At 71.5% G+C, this 19273-nt stretch carries 18 protein-coding genes and 1 riboswitch; of the genes, 7 read left to right on the top strand and 11 right to left on the bottom strand.

All coding sequences use genetic code 11. The features are described from left to right. Positions 1–49: 49 nt before the first annotated feature. From AC3DE3_RS06500 to AC3DE3_RS06485, 4 genes are all read right to left on the bottom strand, one after another. Positions 50–859 (bottom strand): alpha/beta fold hydrolase, encoded by an 810-nt coding sequence (locus tag AC3DE3_RS06500; protein ID WP_488369403.1) that lies wholly within the window; start codon positions 857–859, stop codon positions 50–52. Positions 860–979: 120 nt separating this feature from the next. Next, entirely contained in the window at positions 980–1690 is a 711-nt protein-coding gene (locus AC3DE3_RS06495) for a histidine phosphatase family protein (RefSeq protein ID WP_488369402.1), read from the bottom strand. Beyond that, positions 1690–3063: a phosphotransferase family protein gene (locus AC3DE3_RS06490; protein WP_488369401.1), complete on the bottom strand. Its 1374-nt coding sequence runs from the start codon at positions 3061–3063 to the stop codon at positions 1690–1692. Before AC3DE3_RS06490 ends, AC3DE3_RS06495 begins: the two co-directional genes overlap by 1 nt. After that, entirely contained in the window at positions 3060–4349 is a 1290-nt protein-coding gene (locus AC3DE3_RS06485) for an acyl-CoA dehydrogenase family protein (protein ID WP_488369400.1), read from the bottom strand. Before AC3DE3_RS06485 ends, AC3DE3_RS06490 begins: the two co-directional genes overlap by 4 nt. Positions 4350–4451: 102 nt before the next feature. Between AC3DE3_RS06485 and AC3DE3_RS06480 the strand changes: the two genes are divergently transcribed. Continuing rightward, positions 4452–5444 carry a glucosyl-3-phosphoglycerate synthase gene (locus AC3DE3_RS06480; RefSeq protein WP_488369399.1) on the top strand — a complete coding sequence of 331 codons (993 nt, stop codon included), beginning with the start codon at positions 4452–4454 and terminating at the stop codon, positions 5442–5444. A 9-nt stretch (positions 5445–5453) separates the two neighbouring features. Here AC3DE3_RS06480 and AC3DE3_RS06475 read toward each other — a convergent pair whose 3' ends face one another. Next, entirely contained in the window at positions 5454–6086 is a 633-nt protein-coding gene (locus AC3DE3_RS06475) for a class I SAM-dependent methyltransferase (RefSeq protein WP_488369398.1), read from the bottom strand. Between the two features lie 78 nt (positions 6087–6164). Here AC3DE3_RS06475 and AC3DE3_RS06470 point away from each other — a divergent pair, with 78 nt between their 5' ends. The 3 genes from AC3DE3_RS06470 (at position 6165) to AC3DE3_RS06460 (ending at position 8878) form a co-directional block, all read left to right on the top strand. After that, positions 6165–6851: a PIG-L family deacetylase gene (locus AC3DE3_RS06470; RefSeq protein WP_260489096.1), complete on the top strand. Its 687-nt coding sequence runs from the start codon at positions 6165–6167 to the stop codon at positions 6849–6851. Positions 6852–6923: 72 nt separating this feature from the next. Then, positions 6924–7535: a class I SAM-dependent methyltransferase gene (locus AC3DE3_RS06465; protein ID WP_260489097.1), complete on the top strand. Its 612-nt coding sequence runs from the start codon at positions 6924–6926 to the stop codon at positions 7533–7535. Positions 7536–7552: 17 nt separating this feature from the next. Beyond that, a complete protein-coding gene (locus AC3DE3_RS06460) occupies positions 7553–8878 on the top strand; it encodes an MFS transporter (RefSeq protein ID WP_488369629.1) in 1326 nt (441 codons plus the stop codon). An 85-nt stretch (positions 8879–8963) separates the two neighbouring features. On the opposite strand, the gene AC3DE3_RS06455 is transcribed toward AC3DE3_RS06460, so the two are convergent. Then, on the bottom strand, positions 8964–9695 hold the full coding sequence (locus AC3DE3_RS06455; RefSeq protein WP_488369397.1) for a nicotinamide mononucleotide transporter family protein: 732 nt from the start codon (positions 9693–9695) through the stop codon (positions 8964–8966). A 100-nt stretch (positions 9696–9795) separates the two neighbouring features. Then, positions 9796–9990, bottom strand: a riboswitch (FMN riboswitch). Between the two features lie 82 nt (positions 9991–10072). Continuing rightward, on the bottom strand, positions 10073–10591 hold the full coding sequence (locus tag AC3DE3_RS06450; RefSeq protein ID WP_488369396.1) for a Rieske 2Fe-2S domain-containing protein: 519 nt from the start codon (positions 10589–10591) through the stop codon (positions 10073–10075). Between the two features lie 45 nt (positions 10592–10636). Here AC3DE3_RS06450 and AC3DE3_RS06445 point away from each other — a divergent pair, with 45 nt between their 5' ends. Beyond that, a complete protein-coding gene (locus tag AC3DE3_RS06445; protein WP_260489100.1) occupies positions 10637–11797 on the top strand; it encodes a pyridoxal phosphate-dependent aminotransferase in 1161 nt (386 codons plus the stop codon). A gap of 142 nt (positions 11798–11939) precedes the next feature. After that, the gene (locus AC3DE3_RS06440; RefSeq protein ID WP_488369395.1) at positions 11940–13769 is read left to right on the top strand and encodes an acyl-CoA dehydrogenase; all 1830 of its coding nucleotides are present in this window, start codon (positions 11940–11942) and stop codon (positions 13767–13769) included. 107 nt (positions 13770–13876) lie between these two features. On the opposite strand, the gene AC3DE3_RS06435 is transcribed toward AC3DE3_RS06440, so the two are convergent. From AC3DE3_RS06435 to AC3DE3_RS06425, 3 genes are read right to left on the bottom strand one after another with little or no spacing between them, the layout of a single operon-like run. Beyond that, positions 13877–14842 carry an NADPH:quinone oxidoreductase family protein gene (locus tag AC3DE3_RS06435; protein ID WP_488369394.1) on the bottom strand — a complete coding sequence of 322 codons (966 nt, stop codon included), beginning with the start codon at positions 14840–14842 and terminating at the stop codon, positions 13877–13879. A 21-nt stretch (positions 14843–14863) separates the two neighbouring features. Beyond that, positions 14864–15301 carry a hypothetical protein gene (locus AC3DE3_RS06430; protein WP_260489103.1) on the bottom strand — a complete coding sequence of 146 codons (438 nt, stop codon included), beginning with the start codon at positions 15299–15301 and terminating at the stop codon, positions 14864–14866. A 22-nt stretch (positions 15302–15323) separates the two neighbouring features. Then, a complete protein-coding gene (locus AC3DE3_RS06425) occupies positions 15324–15986 on the bottom strand; it encodes an NAD(P)H-binding protein (protein WP_488369393.1) in 663 nt (220 codons plus the stop codon). A gap of 230 nt (positions 15987–16216) precedes the next feature. On the opposite strand from AC3DE3_RS06425, the gene AC3DE3_RS06420 reads away from it, so the two are divergent. Further along, positions 16217–17479: a L,D-transpeptidase gene (locus AC3DE3_RS06420; RefSeq protein ID WP_488369392.1), complete on the top strand. Its 1263-nt coding sequence runs from the start codon at positions 16217–16219 to the stop codon at positions 17477–17479. 147 nt (positions 17480–17626) lie between these two features. Here AC3DE3_RS06420 and AC3DE3_RS06415 read toward each other — a convergent pair whose 3' ends face one another. Next, positions 17627–19102 carry a peptide MFS transporter gene (locus AC3DE3_RS06415; protein WP_260489106.1) on the bottom strand — a complete coding sequence of 492 codons (1476 nt, stop codon included), beginning with the start codon at positions 19100–19102 and terminating at the stop codon, positions 17627–17629. Positions 19103–19273 lie beyond the last annotated feature (171 nt).

Genomic DNA, 19273 nt, shown 5'->3' with positions numbered 1-19273 from the left:
CCTGACTTCCCTACCGCCGAGCGCTCAGCCCTCATCGTTTCCCTTGTCTTCACACGTCGTATTCGGAGAGGAACGCCTCGAGGATGGTGTTGACCTCATCCGGGCGTTCCATGCTGGGCGAGTGTCCCGCACCGGGGATCTCGTGGTACCTCGAGCCCGCGATCAGCTCGGTGACCCGCCTGGCCTTGTCCGGAGGCGTGGCCGCGTCCTCGCTGCCCACCACGACCAGCGTCGGGGCGATGATGCGGATGGCCTCGTCCTCACACGGGTCACGGTCGGCGACCGACTCGATGGCCTTGACCAGCCCCGCACGGTCGGTGCGCTCGAGCTGGGCCATCCACTCCTGCACCCAGGGGGCGTCGAGAATGCGCTCGGCGAGCATGATGGGCGCCACCCGGGCGCGCAGGGGCTTCATCCCGGCCACGCGGTACACCTTGGACAGCGTCTTGTACTTGCTGCGGTTGGCCGGCTCCTCCGCGGTGGCCGCGGTGTCCATGAGGGTAAGGGTGTGCACGATCTCCGGGTTACGGGCCGCCAGCCGCATTCCGACGAACCCGCCCATCGACAGGCCCACGAAGTTCACCACCGGGATCTGCAGATGCCGGAGGAGTTCGGCCACGTCCACCGCGAGGGTGTCCATGTCGTAGCCGCCCATCGCCCGCGGGGAGTTGCCCTGACCGCGGAAATCGATCGTCACGCACCGGTACCTCCCCCGCAGGTGGGCGATCTGGTGCTGGAACATCCAGCCCGAGAACAGCAGCCCGTGGGCGAAGAACACCACCGGGGCGTCCTCGCGGCCCGCCGGGGCGCCGGTGTCCGTGTAGGCGATCGTCGTGTGGCCGCGCTGGAAGGTGGGCATCGTGGCGTGCTCCTGACGTGGTCCCGGCCGCCTGGAACGGCCTCTACGGTCGTACGATACGACGCCCGCCGTTCCACGAGGCGGCCTCGAGACGAACCGGCGTGCTCACTGGGGACATCCTCACCTGAGGGTGACCAGTCGGCGCGGGTCCCCGGGGCCGGCTGCACGCTCGAGGTGCTGGTGCTCGTTGACCGCGATGCACGTCATCCCGCCCCGGCCCACCACGACCCGGGCGGTCCCGGTGTTCACCGTGACGCGCTGCAGCCGGGTCCACAACCCGACGACCCCCTCCGGGTCGGCCAGCAGACCCGCGACCGCCAGGGAGATGGTGCCGGCGGAGGAGACCACGACGGTCGTCCGGCCGGTCCCGGACCTGGCGGCGGCGTCGGCCAGTGCGGAGTCGGCGTCGCGTCGGTACTCGGCGAACGCCTCGAGTCCCGCCCAGTGTCCGAGGGCGGCGTCGAGTTGCCGCTGGAACGCCTGCTTGGCCTCGTCGGAGGACCCGGCCGAGTCGAGGGTCCCGTGGTCGGCCGTCAGGCCGGCCACGCGCGCCGCCTCGAGCACCGCGTCGGCGTCGTACTCGGCCCAGCGCTCGTCGACCTCCACGGCCACGTCCCGGTCGCTGTGGGCGCGCAGGCCGTCGAGCAGGCCCTCCGCGGTCTCGCGTTGCCGACGCAGGCCGCCGTGGATGATCACATCGGGGCGCAGGCCGCGGCAGGCCATGTCCTCGCCCGCCAGGCGCGCCTGCAGATGACCGGTCTCGGACAACCGGTCGTAGTCGCCACTGCCGAACGAGGCCTGCCCGTGGCGGACGAGGTGGATGGCACCCATCAGCGACCACCGCCCGACGTGCCGGTGGGTCGCCCACCGATAACGGGGAGATCGCCGATCACCGGCAGGCCTCCGAGCAGACCCGTCACCTTGCCCCGGACGTCGTGGACGCCCCCGGCGAGCAACGGGAGCACGACCCGGGGGACGCCGAGCAGTTCCGGGATCACGTCACGCGGGGTGACCCGGGTCGGTGTGAGGCGGCCGTCGCCCGTGCGGATGATGCGTAGGCACCGCTGCTCGAGGAACGCCACACCGGGCCGGAACGCGCGGAAGGCCGGGTTGGTGGTCTGCCCGTGGAAGTAACGGTGGTTGATCTGCTGGGCGATCACCGCCAGACGGAACAGACCGAACACCTCGTAGAAGCGCCACTGCTCCTCGGTGATCTCCAGACCGGCCCGGCGGGCGTACCGCTCGACGACCTGCTGGCGTGTGAGCATGCCGGGTGCATGGGTGGGCTGGCGGCGGAACGCCTTGAACAGCGGGCCGTCGTCGTCCTGCACCCAGTAGGCCAGCGCGCCGCCGAGGTCCATGAGCGGGTCGCCGACGCCTCCCATCTCCCAGTCCAGGACGCCGATGACGTGGGTGACGTCCTCGGGATCCAGCACGAGGTTGTCGAAGCGGAAGTCGTTGTGCACCAGGCAGTGCCCCACGTCGTCGGGCTGGTTGGCGCGGAGCCACTTCATCACCGGCGCGAAGTCGGGCACGTCCGGGGTGCGGGCGCGCCGGTAGCGGGCGGACCAGCCCTCGACCTGGCGGCGCACGTACCCCTCACCGCGGTCGAGATCGCCCAGGCCCGCGGCCTCGATGTCCACCGAGTGGAGGTCGGCGAGCGCGTCGACGGCCGCCTCGGCGAGACGACGGGTGGTGACCCGGTCCATGAGCAGCTCGCGGGGCAGCTCCTTGCGCAGGATGGTGCCCTCCATCCGCTCCATCACGTAGAAGTCCGAGCCGATCACCGAGTGGTCGCCGCAGAACCCGACCATCCGCGGTACCAGCGGGTACACCGGCCGCAGTGCCGACTGGACGCGGTACTCGCGCTTCATGTCGTGGGCACCGCGGGCCTTGGTCCCGGCCGGCGGGCGGCGCAGGACGAGGTCCGCGCCCGGGTAGCGCAGCAGGTAGGTGAGGTTGGACGCGCCACCGGTGTACTGCCGCACCTCCGGGATGACCGGCTCGTCGTCGTCGCCGAGATTCACGCCCGCCAGCACGGTGGGGTCGTCGGGCGCGATCGACCGCAACCACGCGGCCACCGCCTCGACGTCGAACGCGTCCTCGCTGCGCACCGCGTCGGTTCCGGGGACGCGGCGCCGCAGGGCGGCCTCGGTGTCGCGGGGGGCGTCGTCCCCGGCGGGCGCGCCGTCGCGGGCGCTCATCGGGCCGTCCCGGTCTTCTCGGTGCCACCGGTGGTGGCGGCGTCGCGGTAGGGCGCGAGCAGGGCGCGGGCGACGACGCCGAGGTGGACCTCGTCGGGACCGTCCGCCAGTCGCAGCGACCGCGCGGTGGCGTACGCCCCGGCCAGGGGGAAGTCGTCGCTCATGCCGCCGCCACCGTGGAGCTGCAGGGCCATGTCGATGACCTGCTGCGCCATCCTCGGGACGGCGGCCTTGATGGCGCTGACCTCGACGGCGGCCTGCCCCTCGGTGTCGAGTTTCCAGGCGGCGTGCTGGACCAGCAGTCGGGCCTGGTCGATCGCGATGCGCGCCTCGGCGAGACGCTCGCGGTTCCCGCCGAGGTTGACGATGGGTTTGCCGAAGGCCACGCGGCCGGAGGCGCGGCGGCAGGCCAGGTCCAGCGCCATCTCGGACAGGCCGATCAGTCGCATGCAGTGGTGGATGCGCCCGGGTCCGAGGCGTCCCTGGGCGATCTCGGCGGCCCTGCCCGGACCGGAGATGATGTTGGACACCGGCAGCCGCACGCCGTCGAGGGTCACCTCGCCGTGGCCGAGCGGTTCGTCGTAGACCCCCTGGGCGGTGAGCATGCGCTCGACGCGGACCCCGGGGGCGTCCATCGGCACCAGGACCATCGAGTGCCGCAGGTAGCGGTGGGCGTCCGGATCGGACACGCCCATGAAGATGCCCACCTCGCAGTCCGGGTGGCCGACGCCCGTGGACCACCATTTGCGGCCGTCGAGGACGACCTCGTCACCCTCGATACGGGCACTCGCGGCCATGTTCGAGGCGTCCGAGGAGGCCACATCCGGCTCGGTCATGAGGAAGGCGCTGCGGATCTTCCCGTCGAGCAGCGGGTCCAGCCACCGGTCCTTCTGCTCCTCGGAGCCGTACTTGAGCAGGACCTCCATGTTCCCGGTGTCCGGGGCGTTGCAGTTGAACACCAGCGGGGCGAGGAAGGAGCGGCCCATCTCCTCGGCGACCGGCGCGTAGTCGGTGTTGCTCAGGCCGGCGGCGCCGTGGGTGCCGTAGCGCTCTGCGTAGGGCCCCTCGTGTCCGGCCGGGAGGAAGAGGTTCCACAGTCCCTGCTCGCGGGCGCGGGCCTGGAGCTCCGGCACCCGCGGATCGACGGCCCACGGATCCTCCCCGGCCAGCCGACGACGGGCGATGTCGGCGTGGATCTCCGGCTCCACCGGGGCGATGTGGGTGTCGATGAACTCGCGGACGGCTGAGGTGAGCTCAGCGGCGCGGGGCGAGGAGGAGAAGTCCATGGGTTCATCGTGGCACAGCCGGGGGAACGGGTTCCCGTGTCGTGGCTCACGCGGTGACGGCGCCCCGGCCACCCGCCCGTCGGCTCTGGCAGGATCGCGGTCGTGACCGAGGACTCGCGTACGACTCTCGCGGACCGGCTCGACCCGGCCCGTGCCTGGTCGGCGCGTAGGACCTACCGCGCCGCCGACTTCCGCCCCGGCGACCTCGTCGCGGCCAAGGCGGGCCGCCGCATCTCGGTGGTACTGCCGGCCCGCAACGAGCAGTCGACGGTCGGGGCGATCGTCGCCGCCCTGCGTTCCGAGCTGGTGGACCGGGTCCCGCTGATCGACGAGCTCGTCGTCGTCGACTCCCACAGCACCGACGCCACCGCGCACGTGGCCCGTTCCGCCGGGGCCCGCGTCGTCGCGCAGGGCGACGTCCTGCCCGCGCTCGGCGACGTCCCCGGCAAGGGCGAAGCCCTGTGGAAGTCGTTGGCCGCCACGGACGGCGACATCGTCGCCTTCCTGGACTCCGACCTGCGGGACTTCGACCCCGCGTTCGCGACCGGTCTACTGGGGCCGCTGCTCACCGAGCCGGGAGTGGTGTTCAGCAAGGGCGCGTACGAGCGGCCCCTCGACGACGGCCGCACCGTCCTGCCTGCCGGTGGGGGCCGGGTGACCGAGCTCGTGGCGCGTCCCCTGCTGGCCGCGCACTGGCCCTCCCTCAGCGGGTTCGTGCAGCCGCTCGCCGGGGAGTACGCGGGGACGCGGGAGGCGCTCGAATCGATCCCCTTCGCGGGCGCGTACGGGGTGGACATCGGGATCCTCATCGACCTCGTGGAGTCCTACGGGCTCGACGCGCTCGCCCAGGTGGACCTCGGTCGACGGACCCACCGCCACTCCCCCGACTCCGCCCTGTCGGTGATGGCGATGCACCAGCAGCTGGCCGTGCTCAGTCGACTGCAACGGTACGGACGGGTCGTGGGCGCCGACGCCCCCGGCGACACACTGACCCTGCACCACCGGGACCCGATCAGCGGGGGATTCCGCTCCGAGACCGTCGAGGTGGCCCCGGGCGAGCGCCCGCCGATGCGCGAGGTGCGGGCGGGGCTGTAGCGCCGGGCGTCACATCGTTCGAGCGCGGCCGGTCAGCATCGGCGTCAGCGGTACCACCGGCGGGAACGGACGGGTCCGCAGGTCGGAGACGTCGAAACCCGCCTCCGCGACGTGGCGAGCGGTGTCGCGGTTCGGGTGACACCCGCCTCCGAGCCGGCTCCACACGGGTGCGATCCGGTCGGCGACGCGACCCAGCCGGCCGTCGGCCCGGACGTGCTCGAGCAGCCGCAGCTCACCGTGCGGGGCGAGCACCCGACGGGCCTCGGTCAGTGCGGCCGGGACGTCGGGGACGGTGCACAGGACGAGCCCGAACACCACGGCGTCGGCCTCACCGTCGGCGAGCGGGAGCGACTCCGCCACCGTGTCCACCACCTCGACCGGGACCGCGGCGCCCCGCGCGTGCCGACGGGCGTATGCGCGCAGGTGCGGGTCCGGCTCGACCGCAACCACCCGGGTGACCTCCGGCGGGTAGTGCTCGAAGGTCACCCCGCTGCCGGCGCCGACCTCCACCACCGTGCCGGACAGGCCCTCCACCAGCCGACGACGTGACCTGCCCAGGCCGACGCGTTCCAGCACCGGGCTGGCCACCACCCATCCGCGGGCGAAGAGGGAGACATCCGATCGTTCGCGAGACGTACCCATGAAACGATACGGTACCGGGTATCTGCTGGTCCCGGAACCGGGCCAGCCGTTCCCACCACTACAGGGAGGTCCGACGCGATGCGTACGACGACCGGGCTACCGGACTGGGACACGGTCCTGGCGGTGGTCGCCCATCCCGATGACGAGTCATTCGGCCTCGGCGCGATCCTGTCCACCTTCGCCGGCGCCGGTGCCGCCGTCCACGTCCTCTGCCTGACCCGGGGCGAGGCCTCGACCCTCCACGGCGCCCGTGGAGAGGAGATCGAGGGCGATCTCTCCCTCATCCGTGAGCACGAGTTGCGCGCGGCCGCCGACGCGCTCGGTGCCCGCGGGGTCACCCTCCGCGATCTCCCCGACGGCGGACTGACGGCGCTCGGTGCGGACGGGCTCGACGACGAGGTCGAGCGGGAGATCGAGGCGGTGAGGCCGGACGGGCTGGTCGCCTTCGACTCCACCGGCATCAGCGGTCACCCCGACCACGTGGCCGCCACTGCGGCGGCCGTCAGAGCAGGCGAGCGCCACGCCCTGGGGGTCCTGGCGTGGGTCCTGCCCGACGACATCTGCGCCACACTCGCGGGCGAGGGATACGCCGGGTTCCTCGGACGCCCGGCCGCCGAGATCGACCTGGCCCTGACCGTCCACCGTGCCGCCCAGCAGGCCGCCGTGGAATGCCACCCCAGCCAGGCCGTCCCGGGCAGCGTGCTGTGGAGGAGACTGGAACTGCAGGGGGACACCGAACACCTCCGATGGCTCCGCCGCCCCTGACCGCCCTGCCCGACCGAACCACCGAACCAGCCGCCGGCGAACCGGCCCTCCGAACCGAAAGGACCACCGCCCGTGGACGCCTCCGCATGGAACGCCCGCTACCTCGCGCAGCCCGATGCGTGGGGCACGACCCCCGCCGCCAGGATCGTCGCCGAGGTGACGGCCGCCGAGGACGCGGGGCTGACCGTGGGCACCGCCGTCGACCTCGCGTGCGGCGACGGCCGGCACGCGCGGTGGCTCGCCGCACACGGATGGCGCGTCCGGGCGGTCGACTTCTCCGAGGTCGCCATCGAACAGGCCCGATCCAAGGACTCCGACGACGGACGCAGCGGCAGCGTCGACTGGGTGGTCGGCGACGCCACCGCCTGGACACCGCCCGAGGCCGTCGACCTCGTCGTCGTCGGATTCCTCCACCTGGACCTCCCCGAACTGACCGGCGTCCTGCGCAACGCCGGTTCGTGGCTCCGCCCCGGCGGCCACCTGGTCTACCTCGGTCACGCCGCGGAGAACCTCCGCCGCGGCGTCGGCGGCCCGCAGGACCCCACCGTGCTGCCCGGCATCACCGACCTCGCGCGCGGCGCCGAGGGGCTCGAGGTGGTCTCGCTCCGGCATGACCTGCGGCCCGCGGGCAAGGCCACCGCCGTCGACGTACTCCTGCACGCCCGGACCTGGGGCGGGGCGTGACCCGCGCCGGCGACGCCATGCACACCGCGCGGGAGGCGGGCCGGGCGACGGCGCAGCGGCGGATCCTCACCGTCCTCGTCCTGGCGCAGCTGCTCGCCGGGGCCGGACTCGCTGCGGGCATCACCGTGGGCGCACTGCTCGCCGAGGACCTGCTCGGTGGCCCCGGCCTGTCCGGGCTGCCGTCGGCACTGTTCACCGGTGGCTCCGCCCTCGCCGCGATCGCCGTAGGCAGACTCTCGCAGGCCCGCGGCCGCCGCCCGGGCCTGGCCGCCGGATTCGCGGTCGGCGCACTCGGCGCACTCGGCATCGTCGCGGCCACCGCCCTCGAGTCGCTGCCGCTGCTGTTCCTGTCGTTCGTCATCTACGGATCCGGCACGGCCACCAACCTGCAGGCCCGCTACGCCGGTGCCGACCTCGCCACCGACGCCACCCGCGCCCGGTCCCTGTCCTACGTCCTGCTCGGCACCACCGCCGGTGCCGTCGCCGGGCCCAACCTCGTGGGGCCCACCGGCGGCGTCGCCGAGGCGCTGGGCCTGGCCCCGCTCGCGGGACCGTTCCTGCTCGCCGCCGCGGCGTACGGTGGCGCGGCACTGGTCATCTCCCTGCTGCTGCGGCCCGATCCCCTGCTCGAGGCGCGCAGGATGGAGATCGAGACGGCGGAGGCGGCGCTCACCTCGTCGTCGTCGTCGTCCCCCGCCGCGGACGCCGCCGCAGCAGCCGACGGCGCGGACCGGGCGACCGTGGCGCCCGTACCGACCCGCATCTGGACGGCCGACGTCATCACCGGTGTCGTGGTGATGGCGCTGACCCAGTTCGTCATGGTCGGGCTCATGACCATGACCCCCGTGCACATGCGCGCCCACGACCACACCGTGACCGTGGTGGGCGTCGTGATCTCGCTGCACGTCGCCGCGATGTTCCTGCCAGCGCCCCTGTCCGGATTGCTCGTGGACAAGTTCGGCACCCGCGCCGTGGCGGTATCCGCTGGCCTGGTGCTGCTGGCCTCCGGCGTTCTGGCCGCCGTGGCCCCGCCGCAGTCGACGCTGCTGGTCACCGTCGCGCTGATCCTGCTGGGACTGGGGTGGAGCCTGGGACTGGTGGCCGGCACGACCGTGCTCACGACGTCCGTGCCGACCGCCGTGCGCGCCGGCGTCCAGGGTCAGGCCGACGTGGCCGTGGCCCTGTCCGGCGCGGCCGGCGGTCTGCTGTCGGGCCTGGTGTTCGCGTGGATCGACTTCCGCGGGCTGGGCTTCACGCTCGCCGCCCTGTCGCTCGTCGTGGTGGCGGCCGTGCGCCCGCGGCGCGTGTCCGGTCCCGCCCGGGACGCCGCCCGGGCGAGCTGACGGTCCGCAGCCTCCGCCGGCGCCGCCGGGTCCGCGCGAACGGCATCGCCCACGCACTGGCGGGCCCCGGGCCCCGGGCCCCGGATCAGCCGACCGGCAGGTGCTCCCGCCGCCGCCCGACGGGACCGTCGGAACCGGCGGCGTCCGCGCGCTCGGACAGATCCACGCGCCACCACACCACGAAACCCCAGATGACGAACGCCCCGTACACGAGGTACAACGCCGCCGACGGGTAGTACCCCGCCTTGAGCAGCAGTGGCACGCCCACGATGTCGACGCCGATCCACAGCAGCCAGAACTCGGTCCAGCCGCGGGCCATGCCGTAGGTGGCGAGGATCGACCCGGTGAAGATCCACGCGTCGGCCCACGGCCCCCACGATCCGAGCTGGGCGAAGATCCAGCCGAAGATCAGCGTGCCGGTCACCATGCCGATGACGAGTCCGGCCCGCTGACGACCGGTCGCCCAGTGGGGATGGACGGCCACCGCGTCAGCGGCCGAGCCTCCGGGCAGGGCGGCGCTCGCCCGCCTGGACTGCGCCCACCGCCACCAGCCGTAGACGCCCACCGCCAGGAACATGACCTGACGGCCGGCCTGACCGTAGAGGTCCACGTCCTGCGGGGTGTGGAAGACGCCGCCGAGGAAGACGGTCAGAAGGGTGAGGTTGCCGACGATTCCCACCGGCCACGCCCACACCACCCGGCGCATGCCACCGATGGCGGCGGCCAGGCCGAAGACGTTGCCGACGATCTCGCGCCACAGGATCGGCACGCCGCCGATCATCAACTGCGCGTCGAGGAATTCCACGAGAAGGCTCATCGTGTGCCCCTTTCACGGGCTCTACACAGACGGCCCAGGGCTTGTGACGCGACGCCCGCCCGGCCACGGTCGTCGTCGACCGGGACCGCGTCGGGTGACGCGGGGTTCTCTTCCATCCGGACTATGACCGTCGGCCCCGGGATCACACCGGGTCTGCTGACCCCCGCGTGCGTGGAGTGGCCGGACCGGGAGTCCAGCCGCACCGCGCGTGCGGGGCGCTCGCGGGCTCGCCGCCGACCATGGGGCCGGTGACATCACCGCCGGTGGGGAGTTTCACCCCGCCCTGAGAACGTGTTCCCGTTGTACCCCTGAACGTGGCCGCGCCGCAAGCCGAGGTCTCGCCGGCGGGGCTGGCGGGTGCGGCCGGCCGGGCGGCGTCAGCCGAGGGTGAGCTGCCCCCCGGACTCGGTCACCGCGATGGCGTCGAGCGGGCGCGGGGCCGGGGCGAGGGTGTTGCGGCCGTCGGTGGCGTCGTACTCGGCGCCGTGGAGCGGGCAGCGCAAGGACATGCCCTCGATCACCTGGACCACCCCGCCCTGGTGGGTGCAGCGGGCGGAGTAGGCGACGAACTCGCCCGCGACGGGCTGCGCGACGATCACGGTCGAGTCGCCCGCCTTAAACTGCTTGGCCGTGCCCGGCGGGATCTCGGCGGCCGGGATCGTGGTCGCCGGCACCGTGGTGGTCTGCTGCACGGTCGACGGGGGCTGCGCCGGCTCGGTCATTCCGCAGGCCGAGGCGATTCCCGGCAGCAGGATGATCCCGGGCAGGGCGGCCAACACCGCGCGGCGCTGGGTGCACGGCCCCACTGTGCCGGCCCGGCCCGAGGTGGTGGCCGGACGGCCGGTGGCGGCTCCGCCCATCGAGGCGGACGTGGCGGCGGCGAGGGGCTCGGTCATGACGTCCATCGTATCGCCCATCCCGGCCCGCCCTAGGCTGCCCGCATGACGGTCCGCAGACTCCGACCCCACGCCACGACGATCTTCTCCGAGGTCTCGCAGCTGGCCACCCGCTTCGACGCCATCAACCTGGGCCAGGGTTTCCCCGACACCGACGGGCCGGAGTCCATGATCGAGGCGGCCGCGCGCGCCATGCGCGAGGGCCACAACCAGTACCCGCCGGGCATCGGCACCCCGGAGATGCGCCGCGCGGCCGCCGACCACGAGACCGCCCACACCGGTCTGGTGCACGACCCGGACACCGAGGTGTTGGTGACGGTCGGCGCGACCGAGGCGATCGCCGCCGCGGTGGTGGGCCTGGTGGAGCACGACGACGAGGTGGTCGTGATCGAACCGTATTACGACTCCTACGCCGCCACGGTGGCGATGGCCGGCGCCACCCGTCGCGCCGCCAGGATGATCCGCTCGGGCGGCGAATTCCGACTCGACGTGGACTCGTTGCGGGACGCGTTCTCCCCGCGGACGCGGGCCGTGCTGGTGAACACGCCCCACAATCCCACCGGGGCCGTCCTGCCGCGGGAGGACCTCGAGCAGATCGCCGCACTGTGCCACGAGTTCGACGCGATCGCCATCTCCGACGAGGTGTACTCCCACCTCACCTACGACGGGGTGGAGCACGTGTCGATCGCGACCCTGCCGGGGATGGCCGAGCGGACCCTGCGCATCTCCAGCGCGGGCAAACTGCTCAACTGCACCGGGTGGAAGATCGGGTGGCTCACCGGGCCCCCGGACCTCGTGGCGGGAGCGCGTACCGCGCGGCAGTACATGAGCTTCACCGTCGCCTCGCCGCTGCAACTGGGCGTCGCGCACGCCCTGCGCCACGAGCAGGAGTGGATCGCCTCGCTGCGGCAGGACATGCAGGCTCGGCGGGACCAGCTGGCGGACACCCTCACGAGCGTCGGGTTCGACCTCGTCGTCGCACAGGGCACGTACTTCCTCACCGCCGACCCGCGCCCCCTCGGGGTGACCGACGCGGCGGCCTGGTGCCTCGAACTGCCGGAACGGATCGGCGTGGCGGCGGTCCCGTTCGCCCCGTTCACCGACGCGTTCTCGGACGACTGGTCCCACCTCGTGCGGTTCGCGTTCTGCAAACGTCCCGAGGTGCTCGACGAGGCGGGTCGGCGGTTACGAGCACTGCACGGGTAATCGGACCGGTAACCGGCACCGATACCGACAGCCAGCTTTCGGAGTGCGGTCCGGAAAATTCGCCTACCCCCGCGGGTCGTGCTCTACCGTGGGCACCTGGTGCGCCGTCCGGCGCGGACCACCGTCGTCGGAAAGGCCCCGCGTGTCCCACTACCGCAGCAACCCACGTGACCTGGAGTTCGTCCTGTTCGACGTGTTCGGACTCGACGAGATCCTCGAGCGCGACGAGTCCACCGAACTCGACGGTGAGACCGTCCGGACGATGCTGCGCGAGGCCGCAGCCCTGGCCGAGGGGCCGGTCGCCGCGTCGTTCACCACCGCCGACCGCAACCCGCCCACCTTCGACCCCGAGACCCACGAGGTCACCCTCCACCCCGACTACGTGGCCTCCGTCCGCGCCTGGCAGGACGGCGGCTGGGGTCTCGTCGGCGTGGACCCGGCCGTCGGCGGCGTGGCCGCCCCCCGCCTGGTCACCTGGGCGATCAGCGAGTTCCTCGTGGGTGCCAACCCCTCCATCTTCATGTACCTGTCCGGGCCGCTGTTCGCCGGGATCATGCACTCGATCGGCAACGAGCAGCAGAAGAAGTGGGCCACCAAGATCATCGAGCGCAACCACGGCTCGTCCATGATGCTCACCGAGGCCGAGGTCGGCTCCGACGTGGGCGCCGTGCGCACCAAGGCGATCCAGCAGCCCGACGGCACCTGGCACATCGAGGGCACCAAGCGGTTCATCACCGGCGCCGACACCGGTGACCTCTTCGAGAACATCTGGCACCAGGTTCTCGCCCGGCCCGAGGGCGCGGGCCCCGGCACCAAGGGCCTGAGCTACTTCCTCGTGCCCAAGTACATGCCGGACCCGGAGACCGCCGCGCCGGGTGAGCGCAACGGCGTCTACGTCATCGGCATCGAGAAGAAGATGGGCCTGGCCGCCTCCGCGACCTGCGAGGTGGCGTTCGGCGCGCACGGCCGCCCCGCGGTGGGGTTCCTGGCCGGCGACGTCCACCTGGGCATCAAGCAGATGTTCAAGACCATCGAGGCCGCCCGGATGATGGTCGGCACCAAGGCCATCTCCACCCTGTCGACCGGCTACCTGGGCGCGCTCGAGTTCGCGCGCGAGCGGGTCCAGGGCAACGACATGGCCGATGCCGGGAATCCCGACGCCAAGAAGGTCACGGTCATCCACCACCCGGACGTGCGCCGGTCGCTCCTCACGCAGAAGGCATACGCGGAGGGACTGCGCGCGGTGTACCTCTACGCCGCCGCCCACCAGGACATCGTGTCCGCCGAGGTCGTCTCCGGCGCCGGACCCGAGCTCGCGCACACGGTCAACGACCTGCTCCTGCCGATCGTCAAGGGCGTGGGCTCCGAGCGGTCCTACCAGTGCCTCGCCGAGTCGCTGCAGTGCTTCGGCGGCTCCGGGTACCTCAAGGACTACCCCATCGAGCAGTACATCCGCGACGCCAAGATCGACTCCCTCTACGAGGGCACCACCGCGATCCAGGCGCAGGACTTCTTCTTCCGCAAGATCATCCGCGACGGCGGCACCGCGCTCGGGCACGTCGCCGCGCAGATCCACCGCACCGTGGACGAGGCCGGTCCCGCCGAGCTCGAGACCGCGCGCACCGGGGTGGCCGGCGCGCTGGCCGATGTCGAGTCGATGGTCGGTACCCTCACCGAACACCTCATGGGCGCCCAGGAGGACCCCGAGAAGCTGTACCTGATCGGACTCGGGGCGGTCCCGCTGCTCATGGCCGTGGGCGACCTCATGGTGGGCTGGATGCTCCTGCGCGAGGCCGGCGTGGCGCTGGACCGGCTGCCGGAGGCGACCGGCGACGACCACGACTTCTACACCGGCAAGGTGACGGTGGCGAACTTCTTCGCCCGCGCCCACCTGCCGCAGGTCGGCGCCGCGCGGGCCACGATCGAGGCGCTCGACGTGGACGTCATGCACATGCCCGAGGGCGCGTTCTAGGCCGGCCCGCCCCGCCAGCTCGTCGAGAAGAGCGTTCCGCACACATCCGCCGAGAGCGGGGTGCGCGGAACGCTCTTCTCGTTGGTGGGTTACGCGGACGGGACGGCTCAGCGGCCGGTGGTGAGGACGATCTTGCCCACGGCCCCGCGGCCGTCCATGAGCTCGAGCGCCTCCGAGGCACGGTCGAGGGGGAACTCGGCGCCGACTAGGGGATCGAGCTTGCCCGCGGCCAGCAGCGGCTCGACCTCGGCCCACTGCTTCTGCAGGTAGCCGGGGTTGGACATCCAGTACTCGCCCCACCCCACGCCCACCGCGCTCTTGTTTCCCAGCAACAGCCGGTTGACCTTGACCGTGGGGATCTCGCCGCCGGTGAACCCGATGACGAGGATCCGTCCCTCCTGAGCGAGGGCGCGGATGGAGTCGGTGAACCGGTCACCGCCCACGGGGTCGACGACGATGTCGACCCCCTTGCCGCCGGTGAGCTCCTTCACGGCGTCCTTGAAACCTTCGGGCGCGATCGCGTCGGCCGCCCCGGCTTTCAGTGCCAGGTCCCGCTTCTCCTGCGTCGAGGCCACCGCGATGACACGGGCACCCATCGCGGTCGCGAACTGGGTGGCCGCGATGCCGATACCGCCGCCCGCCCCGTGGACCAGCACCGTCTCCCCCGCCTGCAACCGGCCGCGGTGGGCCAGGGCGAAGTGGACGGTGAGCACGTTCATCGGGATCGAGGCGCCCTGGGTGAAGGACAGGCTGTCGGGAAGGTGGAACACCTGGTCGGGATCGGCGGAGACCACCTCGGCGAACCCGCCCAGACCGGGGAACGCGCACACGCGGTCGCCGGCGGCGAACCCCGACCCCTCGGGCGCCGACCGCACCACGCCCGCGACCTCCGAACCCGGCACGAACGGCAGCGGCGGGGAGATCTGGTACTTGCCGCGGGTCTGCAGGACCTCGGGGAAGGTCACCCCCGCGGCGTGGACGTCGATCAGTACTGCGCCCGGCTCGGGCTCGGGGACGTCGACCACCTCGAGGGCGGCGGGTCCGTCATGGCTGGAGATGTGGATGGCACGCATGCCGTCCATAGTGTCAGCCCGTCACCGCGTACGCGCGCCCTCCGCCTCGCGCTGGTGTCGCCGACGCCGGAGCAGGTGCAGGGTCAGTCCCAGGGCCACGACCACCTGGCCGATCTGGAAGGCCAGCGCCATGACGATGAATTCCCGACCGAACGTCGTGGGCGAGATGAGGAGGGCGGCGCAGATCCCCAGCAGGACGACCGTGATCAGTTGCCCGCCCGCCAGGAACCGCCGCGGGTTGGTGGTGAGCTGCCGGCGGAATGCCATCAACAGAGAACTGAGGGCCACCAGCAGGCACACCGGCACGCCGATCTGGGACGGGAAGAGGAACAACACCACGAACATCGGGTGCGAACTGAGAGTGACCGTCCCGTCGAGCAGATACTGCGGAACGCTCCACAGGGCCGTGAGCAGTGCACAGAGCACCGTGATCCACGAGCCGCCCACGAGGATCCTCACGCGGAGAGGATAACCCTGCTGATCACTCCCTCGTCAGCGCCTCACCGACGGGGATCTCACCGTCCGAGAACTCGATGGTGCGTCGGGCGGTGTCCGGGCGGCGCAGGACCGCCGCGATGACAGCGGCCACCGAGTCCCTGCTGGTCGCGCGGTCATCGCGCTTGTCCTCGCCCACCCCGATGCTCTCGCCACCGGGCTCGTCGGTCAGTGCGCCCGGCCCGAGGATGGTCCACCCCAGGTCGGCGTCGCGCAGGTGGGCGTCCGCGGCGGCCTTGGCCTCGGCGTACGGGAAGAAGGCGTTGTCCTCCGGGACGCCGTGCTCGGGACCGGCGCCGTCGTAGGAGACCATCACGTACCGCTCGACGCCCTCGGCGACGCTCGCGTCCACCGAGCGGATCGCGGCGTCGCGGTCCACCGCGTAGGTACGGTCGGGGTTCCCGCCGCCGGCCCCGGCGGACCAGACCACGGCGCCGCTACCCCGCACGACCTCGCGGAGACCGTCGACGTCGAGCGACTCCACGTCCGCGACGACCGGGGTCGCGCCCGCAGCGCGGATCTCGTCGGCGTGGTCGGGGTTCCGGATCACCGAGAACACCTCGGCCCCCGCCCCGGAGAGGATCTTGGCGGCACGGAGGCCGACCTTGCCGTGGCCGCCGATGATGGTCACTGGTTTGTCGATACTCATGTGTCCGTTGTACGCGTCCGGCACCGGTGGCGCCTCCGCTCACGCAGGACGACGCCAGCGAGACGGAGGTCACACCGGGTGTCTGGCGGGGCCCTCCCGGCGATCACAACTCCACAACGACTGGGGCTGCGTGGCGTTTCCGATTGGCCCCGTGTCAGACCCGGAGTGCATCATGTGGACATAAGCCGGGACTCACCGGCGCCCCCACGCTCGTTCTTTCGGAGTTCTGCATGTCGCTGCCCAGGTCTGGAACCTTCCCGCGTTCGGCGGTACCGGGCCCCCTCGCCCTGATCGCCGCACTTCTCGCCCTGATTCTCGTCGTCGCCGGATGCACCGTCCCCGTGCCCAGCGGCTCCGCCGGGGAGACGACCCCCACGACGCCGGCGTCCCGGGTACCCGCCCCCGCCACGCTGGAGGTGACCCCGGCCGACGGGGCGACGGAGGTCGCCGTGGTGGACGGTGTCCGGGCCACGGTGGAGAACGGGACCATCACGAACGCCCTGCTCACCAACGATGCCGGGAAGGAGATCGAGGGCGAGCTCGCCCGCGACGGGTCGCACTGGGAACCGTCCGTCACCCTGGGATACGGGCGTACCTACACGCTCGAGATCACCTACGAGGGACCGGTGGGCGGCAGCAGGACCGACACCCGCACGTTCACCATGGCCAGCCCGCAGGCCGTCGTCACGCCCAGCCTCGTCACCACCGGTGGGGCCGCCCTCGAGTCGGACCGGGAGTACGGCGTCGGCATCATCGTCGCGGCCCGGTTCGACCAACCGATCAGCGATCGCGCCGAGGCTGAGAAGTACATGAAGGTCACGACGACCCCCGCGGTCGAGGGGAACTGGTTCTGGCTGAACGACTCGACCGCGCACTGGCGGCCCCGCGACTACTACGAGCCCGGGACGCGCGTCCGGGTCGCACTCGACGTCGAGGGCCGCGACCTCGGCGGTGGCCAGTGGGGTGGCGCGAGCACGGAGGCCGACTTCACGATCGGCGACCGTCGCGTGGCGATCGCCGATGACACCACCAAGACCGTCACGGTGTTCCACAACCAGAAGCCCGTCAAGGTCATGCCCACCTCGATGGGCAAGGGCGGATGGGCCACCTACGGCAACGTGACCATGCATTTCTGGACCCAGCCCGGGAACTACACCGTGTTGGACAAGGCCAGCTCCGTGGTGATGGATTCCTCGACCTACGGCCTTCCGCTGTCCGCCGGGTACAAGGTGACCGTCGACCACGGCGTGCGCCTGACGAACGACGGCATCTACTTCCACGCGCTCGAATCGTCCATGTGGGCGCAGGGCAACACCAACACCTCGCACGGGTGCCTCAACCTCTCCCCCGCGGACGCGAAGTGGTATTTCGACCAGGCCGTGACCGGTGACGTCGTCGAGGTGAAGGGCACCGGCGGGCCGCAACTCGAGGTCTGGCAGAACGGTGACTGGTCCGTTCCGTGGGAGGTCTGGCAGTCCGGCTCCGCCGACTGACATCCCCCCACGCGGCCCACGCGGCCTACGCATCCCACGCGGCCTACGAAATCCGCTATCCGGACTCCTGATCGGCGCTCCCGAATGGAGTAGCCGATCCGGAATCCGGATAGCGGATCTTCTTGTCTCTTGTTGTCTGGGGCCAGGTCAGCGAACGCCCATCATGTTCTTCCTGATCCATGGCGCGAGTGCGGCCACCACGGCCGCCACCACGATCGAGGCGATGCCCAGGATGAGGAAGTAGGAGCGCTCGGCTCCGGCGTCGGTGGGGTCGTAGTACCCGGCGAGCACGCCGGACAGCGCGCTGCCGATCGAGACGGTGAGGAAGAACAGCGCGACCATCTGCGTCTTGAACGCCTCGGGCGCCAGCTTGGTGGCCAGGGACTGACCGACCGGCGACAGAAGCAGCTCGGCCATCGTGAACAGGAACAGGATGCCGACGATGCCCAGCAACGGGGTCGCGGCACTGCCCACGAAGAACAGGAAGACCAGGTAGGCCACGCCCATGATGAGGTTCGCCAGCGCGAACTTCATCGGGCTGGACGGCTGACGGTCACCGAGCTTGACCCACATCGCCGCGAACACGGCCGCGAAGATGATGATGAACAGCGGGTTGATGGACTGCACCCAGCTCGCCGGCATCTCCCACCCGCCCAGATTGCGGTCCAGCCGCTGGTCCGAATAGATCGCGATTACCGTGAACTGCTGCTGGAACAGTGCCCAGAACGCCACCGACGCCACGAACATCGGGATGAAGGAGATCACCCGACGACGCTCGTCGGGCAGCGTCTTGGCGCTGCCGATGAGCAGCGCGAACAGTGCCACCGCGCCGATCGCGGCGACGGCGGTGACGATGTTGGCCAGCCACTCCAACGGGACCAACCCGGTGCCGAACGCCACTGCGACGGCCGCGACGACGACGAGCCCGATCACCAGGTAACGCACGCGCTGCGGGCGCGGCAGCGGGTCGGGGGCGGTCGCACCGATGCCCCGGAGCGTGGAACCGCGCATGAGGACGTACTGGACGAGCCCGACGAACATGCCCGCGGCCGCGGCACCGAAGCCCCAGTGGAAGCCCCGGGTGTCCCACAGGGCCCCGGTGACCAACGGGCCGGTCAGACCGCCGATGTTGACCGCCATGTAGTAGATCGAGAACGCGGCGTCCCGCCGGTCGTCGGTCCGGCGGTACATGTCGCCGACCACCGTGGAGGTGGTGGCCTTGAGGGTGCCGGCGCCCACGCCGACGAAGATCAGGCCGACGCCCAGGCCGAACGGACCCGGGACGAGCGCCAGCGACAGGTGACCGAGCATGATCATCACGGCCGCCCCGAACAGCGTGCGTTCGGCACCGAAGAGGCGGTCGGAAACCCACCCGCCCAGGATGGCGGACGCGTAGACCAGACCGCCGTACGCGCCGACGATCGAGGTGGCGATCTGTTCGGAGTAGCCGAGTCCGCCGTCACCGACCGCGTAGTAAATGTAGTAGGCCAACAGGCCCTGCATGCCGTAGAAACTGAACCGCTCCCACAGTTCGATCCCCGACAGGTTCGCCAATCCGAGTGGGTGGCCGAAGAACCTGCGGTCCGAATCGGCGAGAGCCACCTCGGCATTCCGAGTTGTCATGTCAGTCAGTGATACTCCTCCTTTCCGGAGAGACAAAACCGTGCCGCCCGGGCAGACCGCCAGGGGTGGGAGTCGACAACTGGCGCGGCGAGCGGGAGAATCGGAGAGATCAGCCCGGGCGACCGGCTCCGGGCACAATCGAGAAGCGCAGGAGCACCTCCAGTGAGCCGA

The organism is Dietzia sp. IBK-p2-16D (genome assembly GCF_057773085.1).
Note: the sequence above shows the minus strand (reverse complement) of the source record. Positions and strands in the feature narration are given on the sequence as shown.